Raw genomic sequence first — 19,151 nt, forward strand, 5'->3', positions numbered from 1 at the left:
ACGTTAAAGGAATGAGAAATCTGTATATACTTTGTTTCCTGCTGTGTACATTGTTCGCAGTCAGACTCAGCGCCCAGGAAACCAGTGGCCGTATAGATGGTAAGGTGACGGATGCCAAAGGGCAGCCCGTTCCTGGCGCCACCGTATTGGCCATTCATACGCCAACGGGCACCCGCTACGGTACCATCTCCGAACCAGATGGACGTTATCACCTCACGGGATTACGTGTAGGCGGTCCGTTTACCATCACTGTATCCATGATGGGCATGGGCACGCAGCAACAAGATGGGATTATGGTCCGACTCGGAGAACCATTAATCATCAACCTGGTATTGGCCGATGATAAAAAGCAATTATCTGAAGTAGTGGTAAAAGGTAAGAAAACGCCAGCGGCGAGCGCTTATGGCGCTGGACAGAATATTAGCGCCGTGCAACTGCGTAATATGCCTACCATCAACCGTAGCATCCAGGATATGACGCGGATGGTACCACAAGGCTCGAAAGATAACAGCTTTGCCGGCACCAACTTCCGCTATAACAACGTTACCCTGGATGGCGCCATCAATAATGACGCTATTGGCTTTAGTCCTTCTACAGGCGGTATCACCGGTACTTCCGGTATGCCAGGCGCCAGTACACATACCAATCCGGTATCCCTGGATGCGATTGAAGATATGCAAGTATACCTGGCGCCATTCGATGTGAAAATCGGAAACTTTACAGGTGGTAGTATCAACGCTGTAACACGCAGTGGTAGCAATACTTTCACAGGTTCCGTTTATGCGATGGGTAGAAATGCAGGGATGGTTGGTAAAGACAAAGCGGGGAAGCTGGGGAAGATGAATGCTGATTTTTATGATTATCAAACCGGGATCAGATTGGGCTTTCCTATCATTAAGGATAAGCTGTTCTTCTTTACCAACGAAGAAATAACTGGCCGTCAGGATCCTACCCAGTTGATGACTGGTCAACAGGAAACAGCGCAAATCCTCAGCGTAAAAGATGAGGAAAATATCCGCAATGCAACCCTACAACGCTATGGCAATGCATTCGATCCAGGTACTGGAGGTATTTACAACGCTTCCAGCAAGTCTGCCAAGTTTTTTAACCGATTGGATTGGAACATCAATTCCAAAAATCAGTTATCTATTCGTAATAATACCATCCTGTCCGATGCCCTCATCATGGACCGGGATCAACAGGATTTCCGGTTTACCAGCATGGCTTACAAACAGACGAATAACCAAACCTCCACGGTCGCGGAACTGAAAACCCGCTTTTCGCCTAAACTGGCCAACAGCCTGATTGTGGGGTATACGGTGGTAAATGATAAAAGAGATCCACAGTCGAATCCCGCACTGCCACAGGTGCAGATCATGGGGCGCACGCCTGGTACCACTATTTACTTAGGTACGGATAGAGAGGCCGCCATCTTCAACATGCAGCAACGCACCTGGGAGATCACAGATAACTTCACGATGTATAAAGGAAAACATACTTTCCTTTTTGGTACGCATAATGAATTGTATCATGTGAAATATGGCTTTGTAAACAGTTGGAACGGACGTGTAGACTATCTCAGCATCGATGACTACCTGAATAACAATCCTTGGAGAGTAAGAGGAAATTATAATTATACAGATAATAGTAGAGACTACATTCTGTCGCATCCACAGTCGTTTAACGTAGATCTGATGAGTGTTTACGCCCAAGATGAAATCCAACTGACGGATAAACTGCGTTTGACGCCGGGTATACGTGCCGACTATACGTTGCTTCCACAAGCGCCACTGCTGAGCGATAAAACGAGAACGGCGATACAGGATGGATTCTTGGGTAACACCTACTACTATACGCCGTTAAATCATATTACGAACAATTATTTTGATAAAGTACAGATCTCACCTCGATTAGGTTTCCGCTACGACTGGTTAGGTAATCAGCGACTGATATTACGCGGAGGGGTGGGTATGTTCACTGGCCGTATTCCATTGGCATGGCTGGCTTACGCCTACTACAATAACGGGGATAGTTATGGCTCTTTCGATCAGAAAGCAGATCAGCAGGTATTTGTAAAAGGAACCGATCCATTGAAACCTGGTAAGAATGGCATTGCAGATTTCATTGAACAGAATGGAGCAGTGATCAATAACAAGAATGGAGGTAAAACACAGGTAGATGTGGTGGATAATGGTTTCGTGATGCCTAAAGTAGTGCGTGCCAGCCTGGCGATGGATTATACTACGGAGAACGGCTATAAGTTCACCGTGGAAGGTATTTATACCAAGAGTTTAAAAGATGTGATGTTCCAGCAGGTAAACATCAAGGACGATCCGAAGTATTACGGATATGATGTCTCTATGAAACAGCCTGTTTACGCTGGTTCTATAGATCCTCGTTTTGCCAATGCCTATGAGCTGAGCAATACCCGGAAAGGATATCGGTATAGTCTTACAGGTAGCGTATCCCGTAATTATAAAATGGGGCTGAATATAAACCTGGCTTATACCTATGGTGAGTCTAAAGACATTTCCAATGGTATCCGTAACTCTATGGAAAGTAACTGGCAGTTGAATCAGGCATTGAATCCGAACAATCCGGAACTGGCCTATTCCAATTTTGATATTCGTCATCGTATAGTGGTAAGGGCTGATTACCGCAAGGCCTGGAACAGTCGCTGGGTAAGCAACCTGGCGCTGTTTCTCAGTGCCCAGTCGGGTTCTCCATTTACATACGGCATCGTGAACAATAGTACTCAAGGATTGCCGCAGCAGGTGAGCCTGATATACATTCCGCAGGCAAAAGACGCCATCAATTACTTCCAGGATTACACCGATGCATCAGGTAATGTAGTAACGGCACAGGCCCAAGCAGACGCCTTTAATCGCTATGTAGATGGTAATGCTTACTTGCGCTCTCGTCGTGGCGATTTTACAGAAAGAAATAGAGGACGTACACCATGGAATACGCAGGCTGATTTTCATTTCGCGCAGGAATATCATCTTTCTGCTAAACCTGGTAGCAGCTACCTGACATTCACCCTCGATATCATGAACGTGACAAACCTGCTGAACAAAGAGTGGGGAAGGAGCTACTTCTCGCCGAATACCTTCAACTCTACTGCCAGCGTGGGATTGACGCCAGTATATCCTGGTCGTCAGACGAAGGAGAATACGCCGGTATATCAGTTTACAGATCCTGGACAGCCGTATGCAATCGACTTTTTCAATTCCCGATATCAGTTGCAGATGGGGCTGCGCTATTCCTTCTAATTTAAATCAAAACAGATGAAAAAACTGATCTATCTCGGTTTGATGATATTGGCGGTGATGGCAGGGTGTAAAAAAGACAATCCCGCTGCCTCCGTTCAACTGACAATAAAAGACTTTTTCCCGGTAAGTGGAAATCCAGGGACCGTGGTAACGATCCGGGGTACAGGCTTCGGTAGAGACTTAAATGCCAATGCCGTTGCTTTCAACGGAACAGCCGCCCGCGTGCTGAATGTAAACGACACGATGTTAGTGGTACAGGCGCCGGACAAAGGCACTACTGGTAAAATCACCGTTACCGCCCATGAACAGACTGTTAACGGTAACGTATATACGTATCAGGCGTTGAGCGTACACCAGCTTTCTCCGGCCAATGGTCCGGAAGGAACGAATGTATATATCTCTGGCGCTGGGCTCGCAGGTACAGACGGGCCTGCAACAGTTACCATCAATGGCAAACCTGCCATCGTATCCAATGCCAATGACACCTTACTAGTGGTAGTTATTCCGCCAGGAGCAGGCAGCGGACCATTAGAGATTGCCGTAAACGGACAGAAGACAGTTAGTCCTGCTTTCACCTTCCAGGCCATCGGCAGTATTAAACCGTTGAAAGGTGGCGCCGGCACCAATGTGACGATAACTGGTACTGGTTTCAGTTCAAATCTCCCCGATAATATAGTGGCGTTCAATGGTGTGAATGCCAAAGTAGTAAGCGCCACTGCCACTTCTATAGTGGTTACAGCGCCTACAGGCGTGCAAACGGGACCTGTTTCCGTGACCATCAACGGTCAGAAAACAGCAGGACCGGTATTCACCGTAGTACCAGCGCCTACTGTGAAATCAGTAGCACCATTGAGTGGCCCGGTAGGGACAGTGATAACAATTACTGGTAAAGATTTCAGCGAATTAAAAGAGGAGAATAACATCACCATTAATGGGGTACAGTTGACGATTTCCAGTGCCTCTGCAACTCAACTCACCGCAGTGATTCCCGCAGCGGCTACTACTGGCCCTGTGGCATTGAATGTAAACAATCAAATGGTTACTGGCCCGGTATTCACCGTGCAGTCGCTTGGTGTATCTCAATTGCTACCTGATAACGGTCTGGCAGGCTCCATTGTAGTGATGAAAGGAACGGGCTTCAGTACTACTATTGCGCAAAACCAAGTAACCATCAATGGGCTTACAGTACAGGTAAACGCCGCTACGGATACTACCCTCACCGTGCAAATGCCTGTAGGCGTGACCACTGGTACGTTGAATGTAAAAGTAGGTACCCTCAGCGCCACAGGCCCTGTTTTCCGCAGAGCAGGCGTGGAGGTATTCTATACAGGTACTTGGGGGAATGCGCCATCATCGCATATGGTGTTTGATTCCAAAGGAAATATGTTCGTAGGTATTAATGCTAAGATTGGACGTATTGCACCGGATGGAACCGCTACTGCTTTTGCAGGCAGTGATAATACAGGAAACCAGGATGGTACAGGTACTGCTGCACTGTTCAGTAATATCGGTGGATTGGGTATTGATGCGCAGGATAACCTCTATGTGGCAGATGCTTGGAATGGTAGTATTCGTAAGATTACGCCCGCAGGAGAGGTATCTACCTATTATCAGGGTATTACCTTCTCTCCAAGATTTGTAAGCACGGATGCCGCTGGGAATGTGTATTTCGGTTCAGAATACAATGGTTATTTCAAGTTGAATCCAGGCGCTACCCAAATGACGCAGGTAGGCAGGGTAAATGGCAATGCGCAGTTTGTAGTGAATAACGGTAAAATCTTTTACGCAAATACAGATGGGCATACTATTCAGCAGATCGTGATGTCTACCGGTATGATCAGCACTTTTGCAGGTGCCTACTGGCAGGATGGTTATGTGGATGGACCTGCAAACCAGGCCAGGATGAATAACCCTGCGGGTATTGTGTTTGACCCTGTATCTGGCATGTTCTATTTCAATGATGCCTCCAACTTCTCCATACGCGCCTTTGCGCCGGATGGCACCGTTAGTACTATCACTGGTGCTGCTGGCAGCTATCAGCCTTGGATGTCTGGAAATGTAAATGGCACTTTAAAAGATGCATTGTTCGGGATGAACCAGTCTTCCGGTATAGCGGTCGACAAAGCTGGGAATATCTATATCTACGAACAGCGTTATAGTCAAATCAGGAAGATCATTCTTCAATAAAAGTTGTGAAGCTGTGCAAGAGGCTGTATCATATTAATGATGCAGCCTCTTTTTATGCGATGAAAATGGTTTTGGGAGACACGTGCTGATCAGTACAGCCATAATTCCTTCATTCTCCGGTAGAAGTTGGTAAGATAAATTTAACATTTGAAAGCAGACTTCCACAGAATGTTACCAGAATCGGTTCCTAGTTTTGGGTCATTATTTAATCCAATACATTACAATATGAAAAAAATCACCTTGATTGCCCTGGCATTTTGCCTAGTAGGTGGAGCTGTATCTGCACAAGAAAAAAAAGCTACTTATACCCCTACTGCTGAAGCACAGGCGGCATTTGCTAAAAAATTCCCAGGCGCTGAGAATGTAAGATGGAAAGCAGAAGGAAAAGACGGGGAAGCGAAATTTATGTTGAATGGGGCTAAAACAGAAGCCGTTTTCGATAATAAAGGTAATTGGATACAAACCGAAACAAAAGTGGCCGTTACCGATTTGCCTGCATCTGCTGCGGCATACATGAAAAAGAATTACCCAAATATTCCGGTGGAGAAATTAGCTAAGATTGTAAAAGCAAATGGTACTGTGCTGTTTGAAGTAGAATCAAAAAAGAAAGATATTCTGTTTGATACTGCTGGAAAATTTGTAGAAGAATCAAAAGACTAAGGGAGATAATTATAGATCCTTACCAAAAGCTGCCCAAAAGGCAGCTTTTTTGGCATAATTATGGTGCAATTGCGGGAAAATTTTTTAACCCATTCGACTATATGAAAAGAGTATTACCGTTGTTATTGGCCATGTTTGCCATTGTATTATTCTCCTGCAGTAAAAGTGAAAAGACTACCACAGTTGCCGGAGACGCTTCCTGGAAATTTGGCGATTATACCTATGTAAAAGGAACTTCTGCCCAATCATCTTCCGCAAATGGAAGTGGCAGTACGATTACTGCCATGACTGTAAGTACAATGGGAGACGGTGGCAATTATGGCGTTTTTTCTGGAAGTGCCCTGGTGATCACATTTTACAGTAATCTGGGCGAAGGTACCTATACATTGGGCTCTACGGAGGCAATGGTATCTAACCCGGGTTTGAAAATCATGAATATTACTTGTACCATCGGTACCGCAGTGAATACTGGCGCGGTGCTGTATGATATGACTACCGCCAATGGTACTGCGGAAGTAACCAAAGACGCCAAAGGAAATTATCATGTGAGCATTAAATCTGCCGTGACCCTCACGAAAAAAGTGATTGTTGGCGGTGGTATTGCTAGTGCAAAAGATACTTATGCGTTGACAGTGAATAATGCGAACTAATTTTTCCGCTCATTAGATGCACAAAAAAACGGGATGCACTTGCATCCCGTTTTTTTATCCCCTAATCCAAAGTGCACCGTTCTTGGTATCCAATCGCTTTAGTTCTTTCTCGTCGACTAATTGATTTAATATCTGTTCAGCTATTTCCGGTGATATATCGGCTAATGTTGCAAACTCCCTTCTGGTAAGTGTTGGATATGATGTAAACAGGCTTTTCCAGTCTTTGGAATAGATGGTTTTGATGGCGGAAGGATCAATTTTTAACAATCCCTCTTCAAAAGAGGTATAAGGTCTTGTACCATAAACGGTTTCCAAATTTCCTTGGGTATCGGCGATGAACATAGTAGGAAACCCTCTGATACCCATGTTCCTAGCGTAGTTTAGGTCTTCCCGGAATAATAGTACGGCATTCCCCTCGTAATCATTTTGCAACTGTTGTACATTCAGTCCGGCCTGTTCAGCGGCTTGCGACAAATGTTCCCATTTGGTAATGTTTTTCTTTTGCAGAAAAACCATTTCCCGGATTATTCTTAAAAAGGTGATGGCCTTATTGTAATCCTGTAATTGAGCGGCTTTAAATGCGATAGAAGGAGGGTAGGAGGAATGCAGGGGATCTTCCAACCACACATCACCATCTATGGGCATTTGATAGTAGCTGCTGACTTCATCCCAGTGGTGCGCCACATCGGATGGTTTGCTGATGCCGCCACTATTATAGCTCCAATCGGGCAGCAGGCCGCCCATATGGTACGCTATCTCAACATTATTCCCATATTCCAGTTTCAGTCTTCTCAACTGGGGCTCAATGCCCCAGCAGGAAGAACAGATGGGGTCTGTAAAGTATATGATTTTAACTGCTTTGCTGGGAGCCGTTATTTCCTGGTTTTGTGTATTCCTCTCTGTAGCAGGCAATTCGCAGATGCCAGTTGCCGGATTGCATAAAAGCGGATTATTTTTATTTTCCATTGTCATGTATTAAACCTTCCCGTATCTTTATTCCTACTTTTGCACAAAGGTCCATAACACAACGATGACTAGCAATAAGTCAGAAAAAGATGACTACTAAAAAGAATGACAATACTGAAATCTGCCCTGCACAGGGATTACTGAAGATGTTATCCGGCAAATGGAAGCCGGAAATCTTCCGACTGGCGGTAACGGCTCCACTCCGTTTTAATACCCTGCTTCGTCAGATCGAGGGGTCCAACAAGCAATCGCTGGCCACTGCCCTGAAGGAAATGGAGGAATCCGGACTACTGGAGAAAACCATTATTCAGCAGAAACCCTTGCATATTGAATATACCCTGACGGAGAAAGGGCAATCCCTGGTGGCCGTTTTCCAGCAGTTAGAAGGCATGAATACCTAATATTTTAAGCAGCTTTTTTGCCAAAATACCTACCCTGATTTTTCCTTTTCTGGGAAAAATTCTACTATCTTTATAGGCCCTTAACCCTTAGTTACCTTGAAAACACAACCCTTACGCCAACAACAAAATTGTCTGAATTGCGGGAATGATGTACCAACCAGATTCTGTGGCTATTGCGGACAAGAAAATATTGTTCCGCACGAAACCTTTGGTCATCTCGTAAAACATTTTGTCGCAGATATTTTCCATTACGATTCCCAGTTTTTCCTGACGATAAAATATCTCTTTACCAAGCCGGGCTTACTTTCCCGCGAGTACCGCGAAGGCAAACGTGCACGGTATATGAATCCTATCAAACTGTACGTTTTTACTTCGTTCTTTTTTTTCTTCATATACCTTACCTGGCAATCGCCAGAGGCGAAAAGTGCAAAAGTGCATACTACTGAAGCTGGCCCCCAAGCGGTCCAACTAGGTCACACAGATGAACTATGGAAACTGGAAAATAAGCTCAAAGATGGTGTAGAACGACATGATTCAGGGGCTATCAGGAATATGAAACTCCTGGAAATGATTGCAGCATCAACATCCCTGGAGGAATTCGATTCTATCCACCAGCAATTGCCTGATTCATTACAATTCTCATTCTGGATGAAATTAATTGCCCGGGCAGATGCACGTTCTTTGAAGAGCTATAGTTCCAATGAAGAAAGGGAAAGAGCTTATGGGGAAGGCTATTATCATAACTTCCCCAAAATAATGATCCTTTGTCTGCCACTATTCGCTTACTTCCTGAAGCTCATTTATTTCAGAAATAAGCAATGGTTCTATGTGGATCATGTGATTTTTACGCTGCATTTCCATGCTTTTGCATTCATCGTGACAGCGGTTTTGCTGCCTGTCATTCCTTACTTTTACGGTTGGTTCGGCAATGGCACGCTGTTCTACCAAATTTTCGCTTGCATAATGGCAGGTTATCTCATTATTGCGATGCGTAGGAATTATGAACAGTCTATCTGGAAATCCGCCATCAAAGGGATAATACTATACGCTGTGTATTTAACTTCCCTGAAGGTAGTATTGTTATCAACCGCGCTGTTTATAACCCTTTATCATACTTATTTTTAATCCAGTAGAAACATGTCATATGACGCAGTGGGACAGGTAGTGGTATCGTCCCGTAACGTGTCTCCCTAAAATAAAATGACCAGACTAAAGTTGTAGGTGATTTCATGGGAAATGATAGCTGTAATCGCTACATTTACGGACCTGCTATAAGCTTTATGTCGATGAAAATATTTTATAAATCGCTGATCTGCCTGCTGGCAGTGACTCCGGCGGCCTTTGCCCAGCCAAAACCTATTCCGGTTACAACGGGCGTTTCCCTGGAGCTGGCTACCTATCGTTACAGCGTCATTGGAGATATTACCTATACGTTGCATTTTCATATTCCAAACGAAAAAGCAACGACGATTCCCGCGAAAGAAAAGCTGGAATTTACTTTGAAGGAGGTTTCGCAACCGCTGCAATTGGACTTCAAACAGCCAGTGGAAAATATCACCCGCCTGGTAGTGAACAGCGTTGCTACGCAAGCAGTGATGAGTAATGAGCATCTGCTGATTCCCACTACATTATTAAAAACTGGGAAGAACAATATAGAACTGGAATTCACTGCGGGAGAAGGCTCTCTCAACCGCAATGCGGAATTCCTCTATGCCTTGTTTGTTCCGGACAGAGCCAGATTCGTATTCCCCTGCTTTGATCAGCCAGACCTGAAAGCAGTATTCCAGTTGAGTATGGAAGTGCCGTCCGATTGGAAAGTGCTGGCCAATGGCTGGATGAAAGATAGTCTCCCTACGCCTGCTAACTATACCGCATACACTTTTGCACCAACGGAGAAACTGCCTACCTACCTGTTTTCCTTTACTACAGGCAAATACAGCGTGGCGCAGCAGGATGTCAATGGTAAACCGGCTACTCTCCTCTACCGGGAAAAAGATCCTGGTACGAATATCGATAGCGTTTTCCAACTCCATCGGGATGCAGTGAAGTTCCTGGAACAATGGACGGGCATCCCTTTTCCATTCCAGAAAATGGGCTTCGCAGCGATACCCGACTTTCAGTTCGGCGGCATGGAACATCCCGGCGAAGTACAGTATAAAGCGTCTGCACTATTCCTCCAAAATCCTACGAAAGATCAGTTGCTGGCCCGTACTAACCTGATCTCCCACGAAACGGCGCATATGTGGTTCGGGGACCTGGTGACCATGAAATGGTTTAACGATGTGTGGATGAAAGAGGTGTTCGCCAATTTCATGGCGGATAAAGTAGCGGAAGATATCCTCGGTAGCAAACAGTTTAACTTGCGCTTCCAGCAAGATCATTATCCACGCGCTTATAACGTAGACCGCACTGCGGGCGCCAATCCTATCCGTCAGCAACTGGAAAACCTTCAGGATGCCGGCACGATGTACGGCGATATCATCTATCATAAAGCGCCAATCATGATGCGACAGATAGAACTATTGATGGGCAAGGATAATTTCCGCAAAGGGGTACAGGAATACCTGAAAACATACGCCTATGGCAACGCTTCCTGGAACGATATGATTGCTATCCTGGCAAAATTTACGAAAGCGGACCTGTACAAATGGAATAATGTATGGGTAAACCAGCCAGGAAGGCCCGTATTCGACTATAAAATGACTACCGCCAACGGCAAAATAAAACAATTCACCATTACCCAGCATCCAGAGTCAGGAGAGAAGCGTTTGTGGCCGCAGGTCTTTGATATCGCATTGGTGTATGGTGGCGGCATGCAGGAGTCGCATACTTATCCTGTCACGGTTGAGGAATTGCGGGTGAATATGAACGATTTTAATACAGTGGTGAAAGCGGCAGTGGGTAAGAAAAAGCCGGATTATATCCTCTTTAATTCCAGTGGCCTTGGTTATGGCTTGTTCCCATCAGATAGCGCTGCTACCATAGGCATGTTTGAGCTGGCCGGTTCTGTATGGAGTGCCACTGCTTATGTAACGGCCTACGAAAATGCCCTGGCCGGACGTACTTATAAACCCAATGCCCTGCTACGTATATTCGTGAACGGTTTATTCCATGAAAAAGAAGAAACCAATCTTAAACTCCTGACCAATTATATCAGTACCCTCTTCTGGGAATTTACCACTCCCGCAGAACGTGCTGTTTTCGGCCCTGAGCTGGAGAAACAGATGTGGGAGGCGATGCAACAACAAACACTGACCAATAACAAAAAGTTATTGCTGAAAGCCTATCAGGATATATACACGACGCCAGATGCCGGCAAACGTATATACGATATCTGGGAACAGCAACAGCCGCCAAAAGATATAAAACTCTCGGAAGAAGATTACATCTCCCTGGCGCTAACGATTGCATTGAAAACAGATACTGCTGCCAATGTGCTGGCTACCCAAAGAGATCGACTGAAGGATAATGATAAGAAAGACAGACTCAATTTTCTCATGCCGGCATTATCCGCAAAGGTGGCCGAAAGGGACCAGTTCTTCGCTTCTTTACATGATAAGAAAGGACGTGCCAAAGAATCGTGGGTAGTCACCGCTTTGTATTTTCTCAATCACCCACTGCGTCAGGCTACAGCTATGAAATATCTGCCGGAAAGCCTCCTATGGCTGGAAGACATTCAGCGTACTGGTGATATATTCTTCCCTGCCAACTGGCTGGGGGCTGTATTTGGGTATTATCAATCGCCGGAAGCTTGGAAAGTAGTAACTGATTTCTTGGCTACTCATCCCGACTATAATCCAAAATTGAAAAATAAAATCCTGCAAGCAACCGATAATCTGCATCGCGCGCAGCTTTTGTTGCAATAGCAGTGAAATATAGTATTTTAGGGAGATGGCCAGTTGTCGCGACAACTGGCCATTCTCATTTTCATGGCATAGCGCTGTTTTACCGACCGTCCTCCTCGATTTGTATATTACCCGCCAATTTTGTAGTATTGGTGTATGATGTCCCCCAAGATTACTTATGAATACGAGCGTATTACCGATATTAAACGCTTGAACTTTATCACAGACAGCCTAAAAGACACGATCCCTGCCAACGCCACCATTCTCGATGTAGGTTGCGGAAACGGCGTTATTTCCCGCCATCTTGGTCAGTTTGGATATACGGTACTCGGCATTGATGTCAGTGAAAAAACCATTGCTGTAGCGCGTAGCAAAAACACCCTTCCCAATGTTCAGTTTGAAGTGATCAGTGCAGAAGCCTTGATCGCCCAAGGGCAGCAGTATGATGCTGTTATATGCAGTGAAGTGTTGGAGCACCTACACCAGCCGGGTGTATTGCTGCACACCATTTATCAATCGCTGCGCGATAACGGTACGCTCATCGTTACCGTCCCTAACGGCATGGGCCCAAGGGAGGTATTCGTTACCAAGCCTATGCTGTCAGTGCGCAAAAGTCCTGGATTGCAGGCGTTTGTGAACAAGGTGAAAGGCCTACTGGGCTACAGCGGTACCACCGTACAATCGCAGGCAGATAACTTGGATCACGTGCAGTTTTTCACCAAGAAGGACCTGCAACAGTTGGCCGCGGAGAACAAATTTGAAATTATCCGGTTTGCGAAAACGAATTTTGTGGAAGACGTGTTTCCCTTTTCCCTGTTGACCAAACGCGTGAAACCTTTGCAAGCATTTGATTGCCAGGTCGCCGAAATACTGCCGCTAGCATGTACCGGCGGTTTCAATACCGTCTGGAAGAAGAAATAAAACTGATTTTTCATAGTAATGGCGCGGGAATCGCGCCATTTTTTATGGCGTAAAGCAGTATATTTTAACCTGCTTTGAGTATATTGTTCAGTATAATTTTATGTGAACAATGGATCATCAACATGCAAGGAGAGTATTCCTGAAGCAGGTGGGTTTGCTGACTGCAGCCCTGACATTGACAAAACTGCCTGCAATAGGCCAAACGCTGCTGCAGCCGCCCTCTCCCAAACATAATATACCACTCGATAAGCAGTTGAATCCCATATGGATAAAATCCCTCTATACAAGGGAGCAACCTACTCACTACAAAAAATCCAATAAGGAACTTAAATACCTGGGCATGCCCGTGAGCGGACTCCATACTGGCACCGTTTATGCCGGCGGAGATGGCCGCCTATGGCTCTGGCAGATCTATAATCAAAGTATGGAAGGCCAGCATGAAGGTATTACGGCACATACTACCATCTGGAATGATGGCAGTAGTGAAAGAAAAATTCGTCCCCGCGATGGCGCCGCCTATGTGAACCCGCCATTGGCCAATAGCTTCCGGGTATTGGAACAGGGCTTTGCGCTGGAACTGCGCATCGGCGATCAAATCCTCCTGAAAGAACTAAATGAAGATTGCTGGGATGAAGTCATCTTTAAACCTACCTATCCCATCGCCACTATCGAATTTCGTTCAATAGATTTGCAGCTATGGGTGGAGATGCAAGTCTATTCTCCTTTCATTCCACTGGACCCCGACAACTCCGCGCTACCTGCTACCATCCTGCGTATTACAGTAGTCAACGATACTACAGCGCCAGTAGAGGCCCGTATCACCGGATGGATGGAGAATGGCGCAAACAAACTATCTGCTGCCAGTGGTAAAGGTTTCCGCAGGAATACGCTTGTATCTTCAGCAGATAGCACTAGTATTTTCATGGATTTTGACGCCACAGATGACGCCCTGAAAACCAGTCAGGATGCGGGATCTGTTTGTCTAACCCTCCATGGCAAAGCTACAGGGGCTAATACCGCCTTTAATCCTTGGCCGGTAACGACAGAGGGCTGTAATATCTTCATTAAAGCAGTAGCCCATATGCCAGCTCCCGAGAAACTAGTGGGTAGTATACAGGCTGGCAGTACGATTGCCCCTGGCGGTAAATGGCAGGCGGATTACAGCATTAGTTGGCATTTCAATCACCCCCATCCCCAATTAGTGAAGCTGGTACACGATGCGGCGGAAGGGTATTGGTATGGCCGCAAGTTCGCTACTGCATTGCAGGTGAGCCAGTACATACAGGATAACTTTACCTACCTAACGGGTACGACTGAATTATGGACAAAAACCTGGTATGAGGGCACCTTGCCTTATTGGTTCCTGGAGCGAACGTTCAACAATATAGGCACCCTAGCTACGGCCAACACCTATCGTTTTGCTAGTGGCAGGTTTTGGTCATGGGAAGGTATTGGCGCCTGTGGAGGCACCTGTACGCATGTATGGCAATATGCGCATAGTATGGCACGTGTCTTCCCAACACTGGAACGAGACATGCGCCAACGGGTAGACCTAGGTACCGGCTTTATCCCGGACACCGGCGCGATCCTCTTCCGTGGCGAAATGGAAACGAGGCCGGCTATAGATGGACAGGCTGGTACGATCCTCCGTTTTTACAGGGAACATCTAATGAGTCCGGATAATACGTTTCTACAACACAACTGGGCAAGCATGAAAAAGACAGTGCAGTTTATGCTGGCACAGGATAAGAATAAAGACGGCATGACGGATACCCCAATGGAAAATACCCTGGATGCTGTATGGGAAGGGGAGATCGCTTGGATAGTAGGACTCTGTATCGCTGCAGCAGCAGCGGCTGAGCAAATGGCCATAGAAATGAAGGATACCGGTTTCGCCAAGGTTTGCCATGATTATGTGGCCAATGGTCGGCGTAATATGGAGCAATACCTCTTTAATGGGGAATACTTTATCCATCGCCCGGATGCTGTGCAAGGCCGCAAGCAGCTTGGATCTTACAATACCTGTCATATAGACCAGGTATACGGACAAAGCTGGGCCTTCCAGGTAGGACTGCCACGCATCCTGGATAAGGACAAAACGTTGTCGGCTTTACAGGCACTCTGGAAATATAATTTTACTACGGATGTTGGTCCCTATATCAAAACGCATATTGGTGGCCGGCCTTACGCCCTCGCTGGAGAAGCGGGCATGATCATGAATACCAACCCACACAATGAACCACGCCCTTATGGAGAGAGTATGACCTGGCAACTAGAATACTTCCATGAATGTATGAGTGGCTTTGAACACCAGGTGGCGGCCCATCTGATGGCGGAAGGCATGACAGATGAAAGTTTGGTCCTTACCCGTGCTATACACGATCGGCATCACCCCGCTAAACGAAATCCTTTCAATGAAATAGAATGCAGCGACCATTACGCCCGTGCTATGGCCAGCTATGGCACTTTCATCAGTGCTTGTGGCTTTACTTGTCATGGCCCTCAAGGCCGTATAGGTTTTGCGCCACGCATACAACAGGAAAATTTCAAGGCCGCATTTACTGCTCCTGAAGGCTGGGGTACTTACGCACAATCGCTTACTGCCAATGGGCAGCAACATCGGCTGCAACTGGCTTTTGGAAAACTACGCTTGAAAACATTGGATTTGATCATGATAAAATCAACAACGCCCAAGCGTGTAACCGTTACCGTGAATGGAGTGAATAAGACGGTGAAATTCAAAATGAATGAAAATCAAGTGGAGATTGATTTCCAACAGGCGTTTACGTTAGAGACTAACCATGAGTTACAGGTAGAGATAATTTGTTGATGTATTTAAGTAGCTATATTTGACGTGAAATATTATGCTATGAAAAGATCTTTTAAACCCTATATGCTGTTTTTTGTACTGGCGATAATCACTATTGTTACAGGATTCGTGTATCCTCCTAAGATAACTGAGGTGCATTTGTATGATACTTATTATATCTTCTCTATATCTACACCAATTTATGGTTTTGCAGTATTACTGCTGATCGGTGGGGGAGTGTATTGGCTGATCGATAAATGGGTGTATTCACAGAAGTTAAGCTGGTGGCATGTCATAGGTACAATGGTGCTATTGGCGATTCTATTGTTATTGGAGATAAATGCGACTTATTATATTCGGGACATGCGGTATAATGATAGGTTTTCATTTATGCTGTTGAATCCTGTATGGTTTTATTTGGTGATTATACTATGGCAGTTGATTTTCCCTTATAATCTAATACGGGGCTTGTTGAGAAGACCATAGCAAACCTTCCTGCCTTTCGTCCCTGCCCGCAGGGCAGGGACGACGAAAAAGATCAAAAAAGGGAAATTGATGTCGCAGATGTCAATTTCCCTTTTTTGATACGACTTTTTTTCGCTTTTATTTACCCATCGCATGTTTACCAAACATTCGCGGATAGTACGCAATCGTACACATAAAGAATTGTTGCATCACATTGGAGGTACAGGTAGTAATGAAGTTCTGTTGTGTAGTATTGGTGATACCTTTGTTCTGACGCAGGATATCATATGCCGCCAATCTCACTTCTGCATTTTTCCCTTTCAGGAAGCGATAATTCGCACTCATAGACCAATTGGTGAATCGAACACCCTCCGTTCCAGAACTAGTGTTGGTATTGCGATCTACATCCGTGTAAAGCGTAAATGCCTTATTGATGTACCAAGTAGCTAGTAATCTAAGCGAATTGTTCAACACCTCACTGCTGGTATTGCGGTAATCCTGTTGAGAATAATTAGTGGTGATACCCTCTGACAATTGTACGGATAGTTTATTCTGTAGCTCATAACCCAAGGTTAGATTTCCCTTATATGTTTGTGATTTTAATTCACTATTCACACTGTTTACAAAAGCGGGCGTACTGCTCAATGATATATCGATACTAGGTTCAATGGTATACAGCGTTTTGCCAAATTTAAATCCTCTACGTGTACCGGCATGGAATATAGCAGATCGGACGTTGTTTACATTGACAAGGTATCGGCGTGTTTTTCCATCATCTGTATAGATGGTACTATCGCCAATAGCATTATTGGTGCGACTAATTTTGGCATATACAAAATAATCGAGTGGATTGCCGGCATTCAGCTTGTCCATATTATAATTAAACATTAACTCCTGTGCGCGACTTTCCTTCAATCCTGCATTGCCATACTGTTGATACAGTACATTGCTGCTATCGATTAACGGCGCCAGTTCGTTGATAGTGGCATAGTTTATTCGCTGCGAAAAGCCCAATTTCATTTCAGTGGACCTGCGATCATACAAATAATTGTTATAGAAAATGGAAGCTTGCGGAATAAAATTGCTGTAACGTCTTGTTATATCCTGGAAGCTTTTCTCAGAATTATTGTGCATAAAAAAGAACTCTTCTTTCAGTACAAAGTTGAAATTAAGCGACCGGTAATAGCGATTTACAAAATTCTTAATGATACTTTTATTGAACTCTAATGACGGGATTTCCTTTACCTGCAATAGGTCCGACTTATTCGTCAAATAACTGTTAGCAGTATACGTTTTTTGGGTAGTATCATAGTCCTGTACTGCTGTATTGCCCTTGTCCTTTGAAATGGAGAGGTTGTTAGATGCATTAATGGAAAACGGCAGTAGCTTACCATTTTTAATTCCTTTGGATAAATCTCCAAACCTGGAATCCAATGTATGACTCATACCATTTTTATGCGTATCATAACGACGATTATAATAGGTGTCCTGTTTGTCGTCTAGGAAGGAATGGAAATTTGTAATACTGTTATTGACAATATCATTGGAGGTAGTCTGGAAGCGATAATCATGTGTAGTAGTGAACCTTCCTTTGATATTTCCTCTATATGATGGATTTTGCGTGAAATGAATGTTTAACGCTGCCTGTTTGCCGTCATTCGTGCCGTAAGAGGTATTATTATTCTGACTTACATCTCCTGCGGAAGAGCTGCTGGTATTGGTTTGATTAGAAGATTGATTGCGAGAATTGGAGAAGTTAGCGGAAGGCGCAATAGTAAGTTCGAAATTTTCAGTACGTCGATCATACTTAGTATTCGCATCCATTCTTTTCGTCCAATTGATACTGCTGCTGGCACTATTGCTGGTCTGCTGTCCTTGTTCCAGTAGGGTAATTTGGTTTTTAGTGCTATTGGTATGCGTATTCAGATCATCATATTTGAAATTCCCTTCCAATGCATTTTTATTATTGTAATCATTGGCGCCTTCGTTGAAATCCCGCCGGAAGATGAAGCCGCCGGATTTGGTTTGCTGAATGCCAGCGGCACTGAAGTTAGGCCGGTAAGAAGACAGCCCGGAAAAAGTTTTGTAAGAACCATTATCAATTAACGAACTAATATTAGCAGCGGATTTATTGACATTATTCGTGGCCCCTGCCACGGCGAACTGCGTACGTTTATTAAAGAGACTAAACATCACGTCCGACTCGTATCTCCCGTCAGTACCGCCTCCGGCGGCAATTTTTCCAAATTTCCCCATCTTCCACTCCTTCTTTAATTTGATATTGACATGGGTGACAGAATCCTTGATAGGCGATGTCGGATCTTTTTCACGTTGGTATACCTGGATTTTATCTACGGCCTGCTTAGGAATATTCTGCAATGCCATATTCACACTGCCTCCGAAGAATTCTTTCCCATCAATCAATACTTTACTGACAGTCCGGCCATTCACCGTAATGGTGCCATCTCCCCAGATAGTGATGCCTGGGAGTCGCTTGAAAAGATCTTCTATGACCGCATTGGAGTCCAGCTTAAAGGCATCTGCATTGAATTCCAGCGTATCTCCGTTCAGCTCTACCGGCGGCCTCGTGATCACCACATCTTTCAAGGTATGTACGCCGCGTTCCATATTTATCTTTTTCAAATCCCGATCTTTCGTCTCCAATGGAATTTTTGTGTAGATGATGGCCGACTTATAACCCATAAAACTCACTACTACTTTCAACGGAATATCAACGGGCACCTTGGCTATACGAAAATCACCAAACCCGTCTGTCAATTGAAAAGAGAGCAGACTGGAATCTGTGGCCTTGTAAACGGCTATAGTGGCGGAGGGTAGCACATAATCATATGCCGAATCCAAAACATTGCCATGAAGGGTACCGAGCGGAATGGTATCTTTTTGCTGTGCATATGCCGCTGTTTGCAACAGGAGGATGCAGAGCAGGAAGGGAATAAACAAGATGTACTTCATGG

General features: G+C 44.9%; 12 protein-coding genes. 10 read left to right on the forward strand and 2 right to left on the reverse strand.

The annotated features are described in order from the left end of the window. Positions 1–11: 11 nt before the first annotated feature. From JO154_RS04380 to JO154_RS04395, 4 genes are all read left to right on the forward strand, one after another. A complete protein-coding gene (locus tag JO154_RS04380; RefSeq protein ID WP_291942251.1) occupies positions 12–3,272 on the forward strand; it encodes a carboxypeptidase regulatory-like domain-containing protein in 3,261 nt (1,086 codons plus the stop codon). A 15-nt stretch (positions 3,273–3,287) separates the two neighbouring features. Continuing rightward, positions 3,288–5,459, forward strand: coding sequence for an IPT/TIG domain-containing protein (locus JO154_RS04385; protein WP_291942254.1), 2,172 nt, complete (start codon positions 3,288–3,290; stop codon positions 5,457–5,459). Between the two features lie 225 nt (positions 5,460–5,684). Then, on the forward strand, positions 5,685–6,119 hold the full coding sequence (locus JO154_RS04390) for a PepSY-like domain-containing protein (protein ID WP_291942257.1): 435 nt from the start codon (positions 5,685–5,687) through the stop codon (positions 6,117–6,119). Positions 6,120–6,220: 101 nt separating this feature from the next. After that, on the forward strand, positions 6,221–6,769 hold the full coding sequence (locus JO154_RS04395; RefSeq protein WP_291942259.1) for a hypothetical protein: 549 nt from the start codon (positions 6,221–6,223) through the stop codon (positions 6,767–6,769). Between the two features lie 54 nt (positions 6,770–6,823). Here the strand turns inward: JO154_RS04395 and JO154_RS04400 are convergent, their stop codons facing one another. Further along, positions 6,824–7,735, reverse strand: coding sequence for a DsbA family protein (locus JO154_RS04400; RefSeq protein ID WP_291942261.1), 912 nt, complete (start codon positions 7,733–7,735; stop codon positions 6,824–6,826). Between the two features lie 89 nt (positions 7,736–7,824). Between JO154_RS04400 and JO154_RS04405 the strand changes: the two genes are divergently transcribed. The 6 genes from JO154_RS04405 to JO154_RS04430 all read left to right on the forward strand — a co-directional run bounded on the left by JO154_RS04405 (position 7,825) and on the right by JO154_RS04430 (position 16,197). Further along, complete coding sequence (locus JO154_RS04405; protein ID WP_291942262.1) at positions 7,825–8,136, forward strand: helix-turn-helix domain-containing protein; 312 nt, start codon at positions 7,825–7,827, stop codon at positions 8,134–8,136. Positions 8,137–8,232: 96 nt separating this feature from the next. Next, positions 8,233–9,261, forward strand: coding sequence for a DUF3667 domain-containing protein (locus tag JO154_RS04410; protein ID WP_291942263.1), 1,029 nt, complete (start codon positions 8,233–8,235; stop codon positions 9,259–9,261). A gap of 161 nt (positions 9,262–9,422) precedes the next feature. Then, positions 9,423–12,002, forward strand: a complete 2,580-nt coding sequence (locus JO154_RS04415; RefSeq protein WP_291942264.1) for a M1 family aminopeptidase — start codon at positions 9,423–9,425, stop codon at positions 12,000–12,002. A 135-nt stretch (positions 12,003–12,137) separates the two neighbouring features. Beyond that, positions 12,138–12,902, forward strand: a complete 765-nt coding sequence (locus JO154_RS04420) for a methyltransferase domain-containing protein (RefSeq protein ID WP_291942266.1) — start codon at positions 12,138–12,140, stop codon at positions 12,900–12,902. A gap of 109 nt (positions 12,903–13,011) precedes the next feature. After that, a complete protein-coding gene (locus tag JO154_RS04425; RefSeq protein ID WP_291942269.1) occupies positions 13,012–15,732 on the forward strand; it encodes a GH116 family glycosyl hydrolase in 2,721 nt (906 codons plus the stop codon). 39 nt (positions 15,733–15,771) lie between these two features. Beyond that, positions 15,772–16,197, forward strand: coding sequence for a hypothetical protein (locus tag JO154_RS04430; protein WP_291942271.1), 426 nt, complete (start codon positions 15,772–15,774; stop codon positions 16,195–16,197). Positions 16,198–16,314: 117 nt separating this feature from the next. Here JO154_RS04430 and JO154_RS04435 read toward each other — a convergent pair whose 3' ends face one another. Continuing rightward, entirely contained in the window at positions 16,315–19,149 is a 2,835-nt protein-coding gene (locus tag JO154_RS04435; protein ID WP_291942272.1) for a TonB-dependent receptor, read from the reverse strand. Positions 19,150–19,151 lie beyond the last annotated feature (2 nt).

The sequence above is a fragment of the Chitinophaga sp. genome (assembly GCF_019236475.1).
GTDB lineage: Bacteria > Bacteroidota > Bacteroidia > Chitinophagales > Chitinophagaceae > Chitinophaga.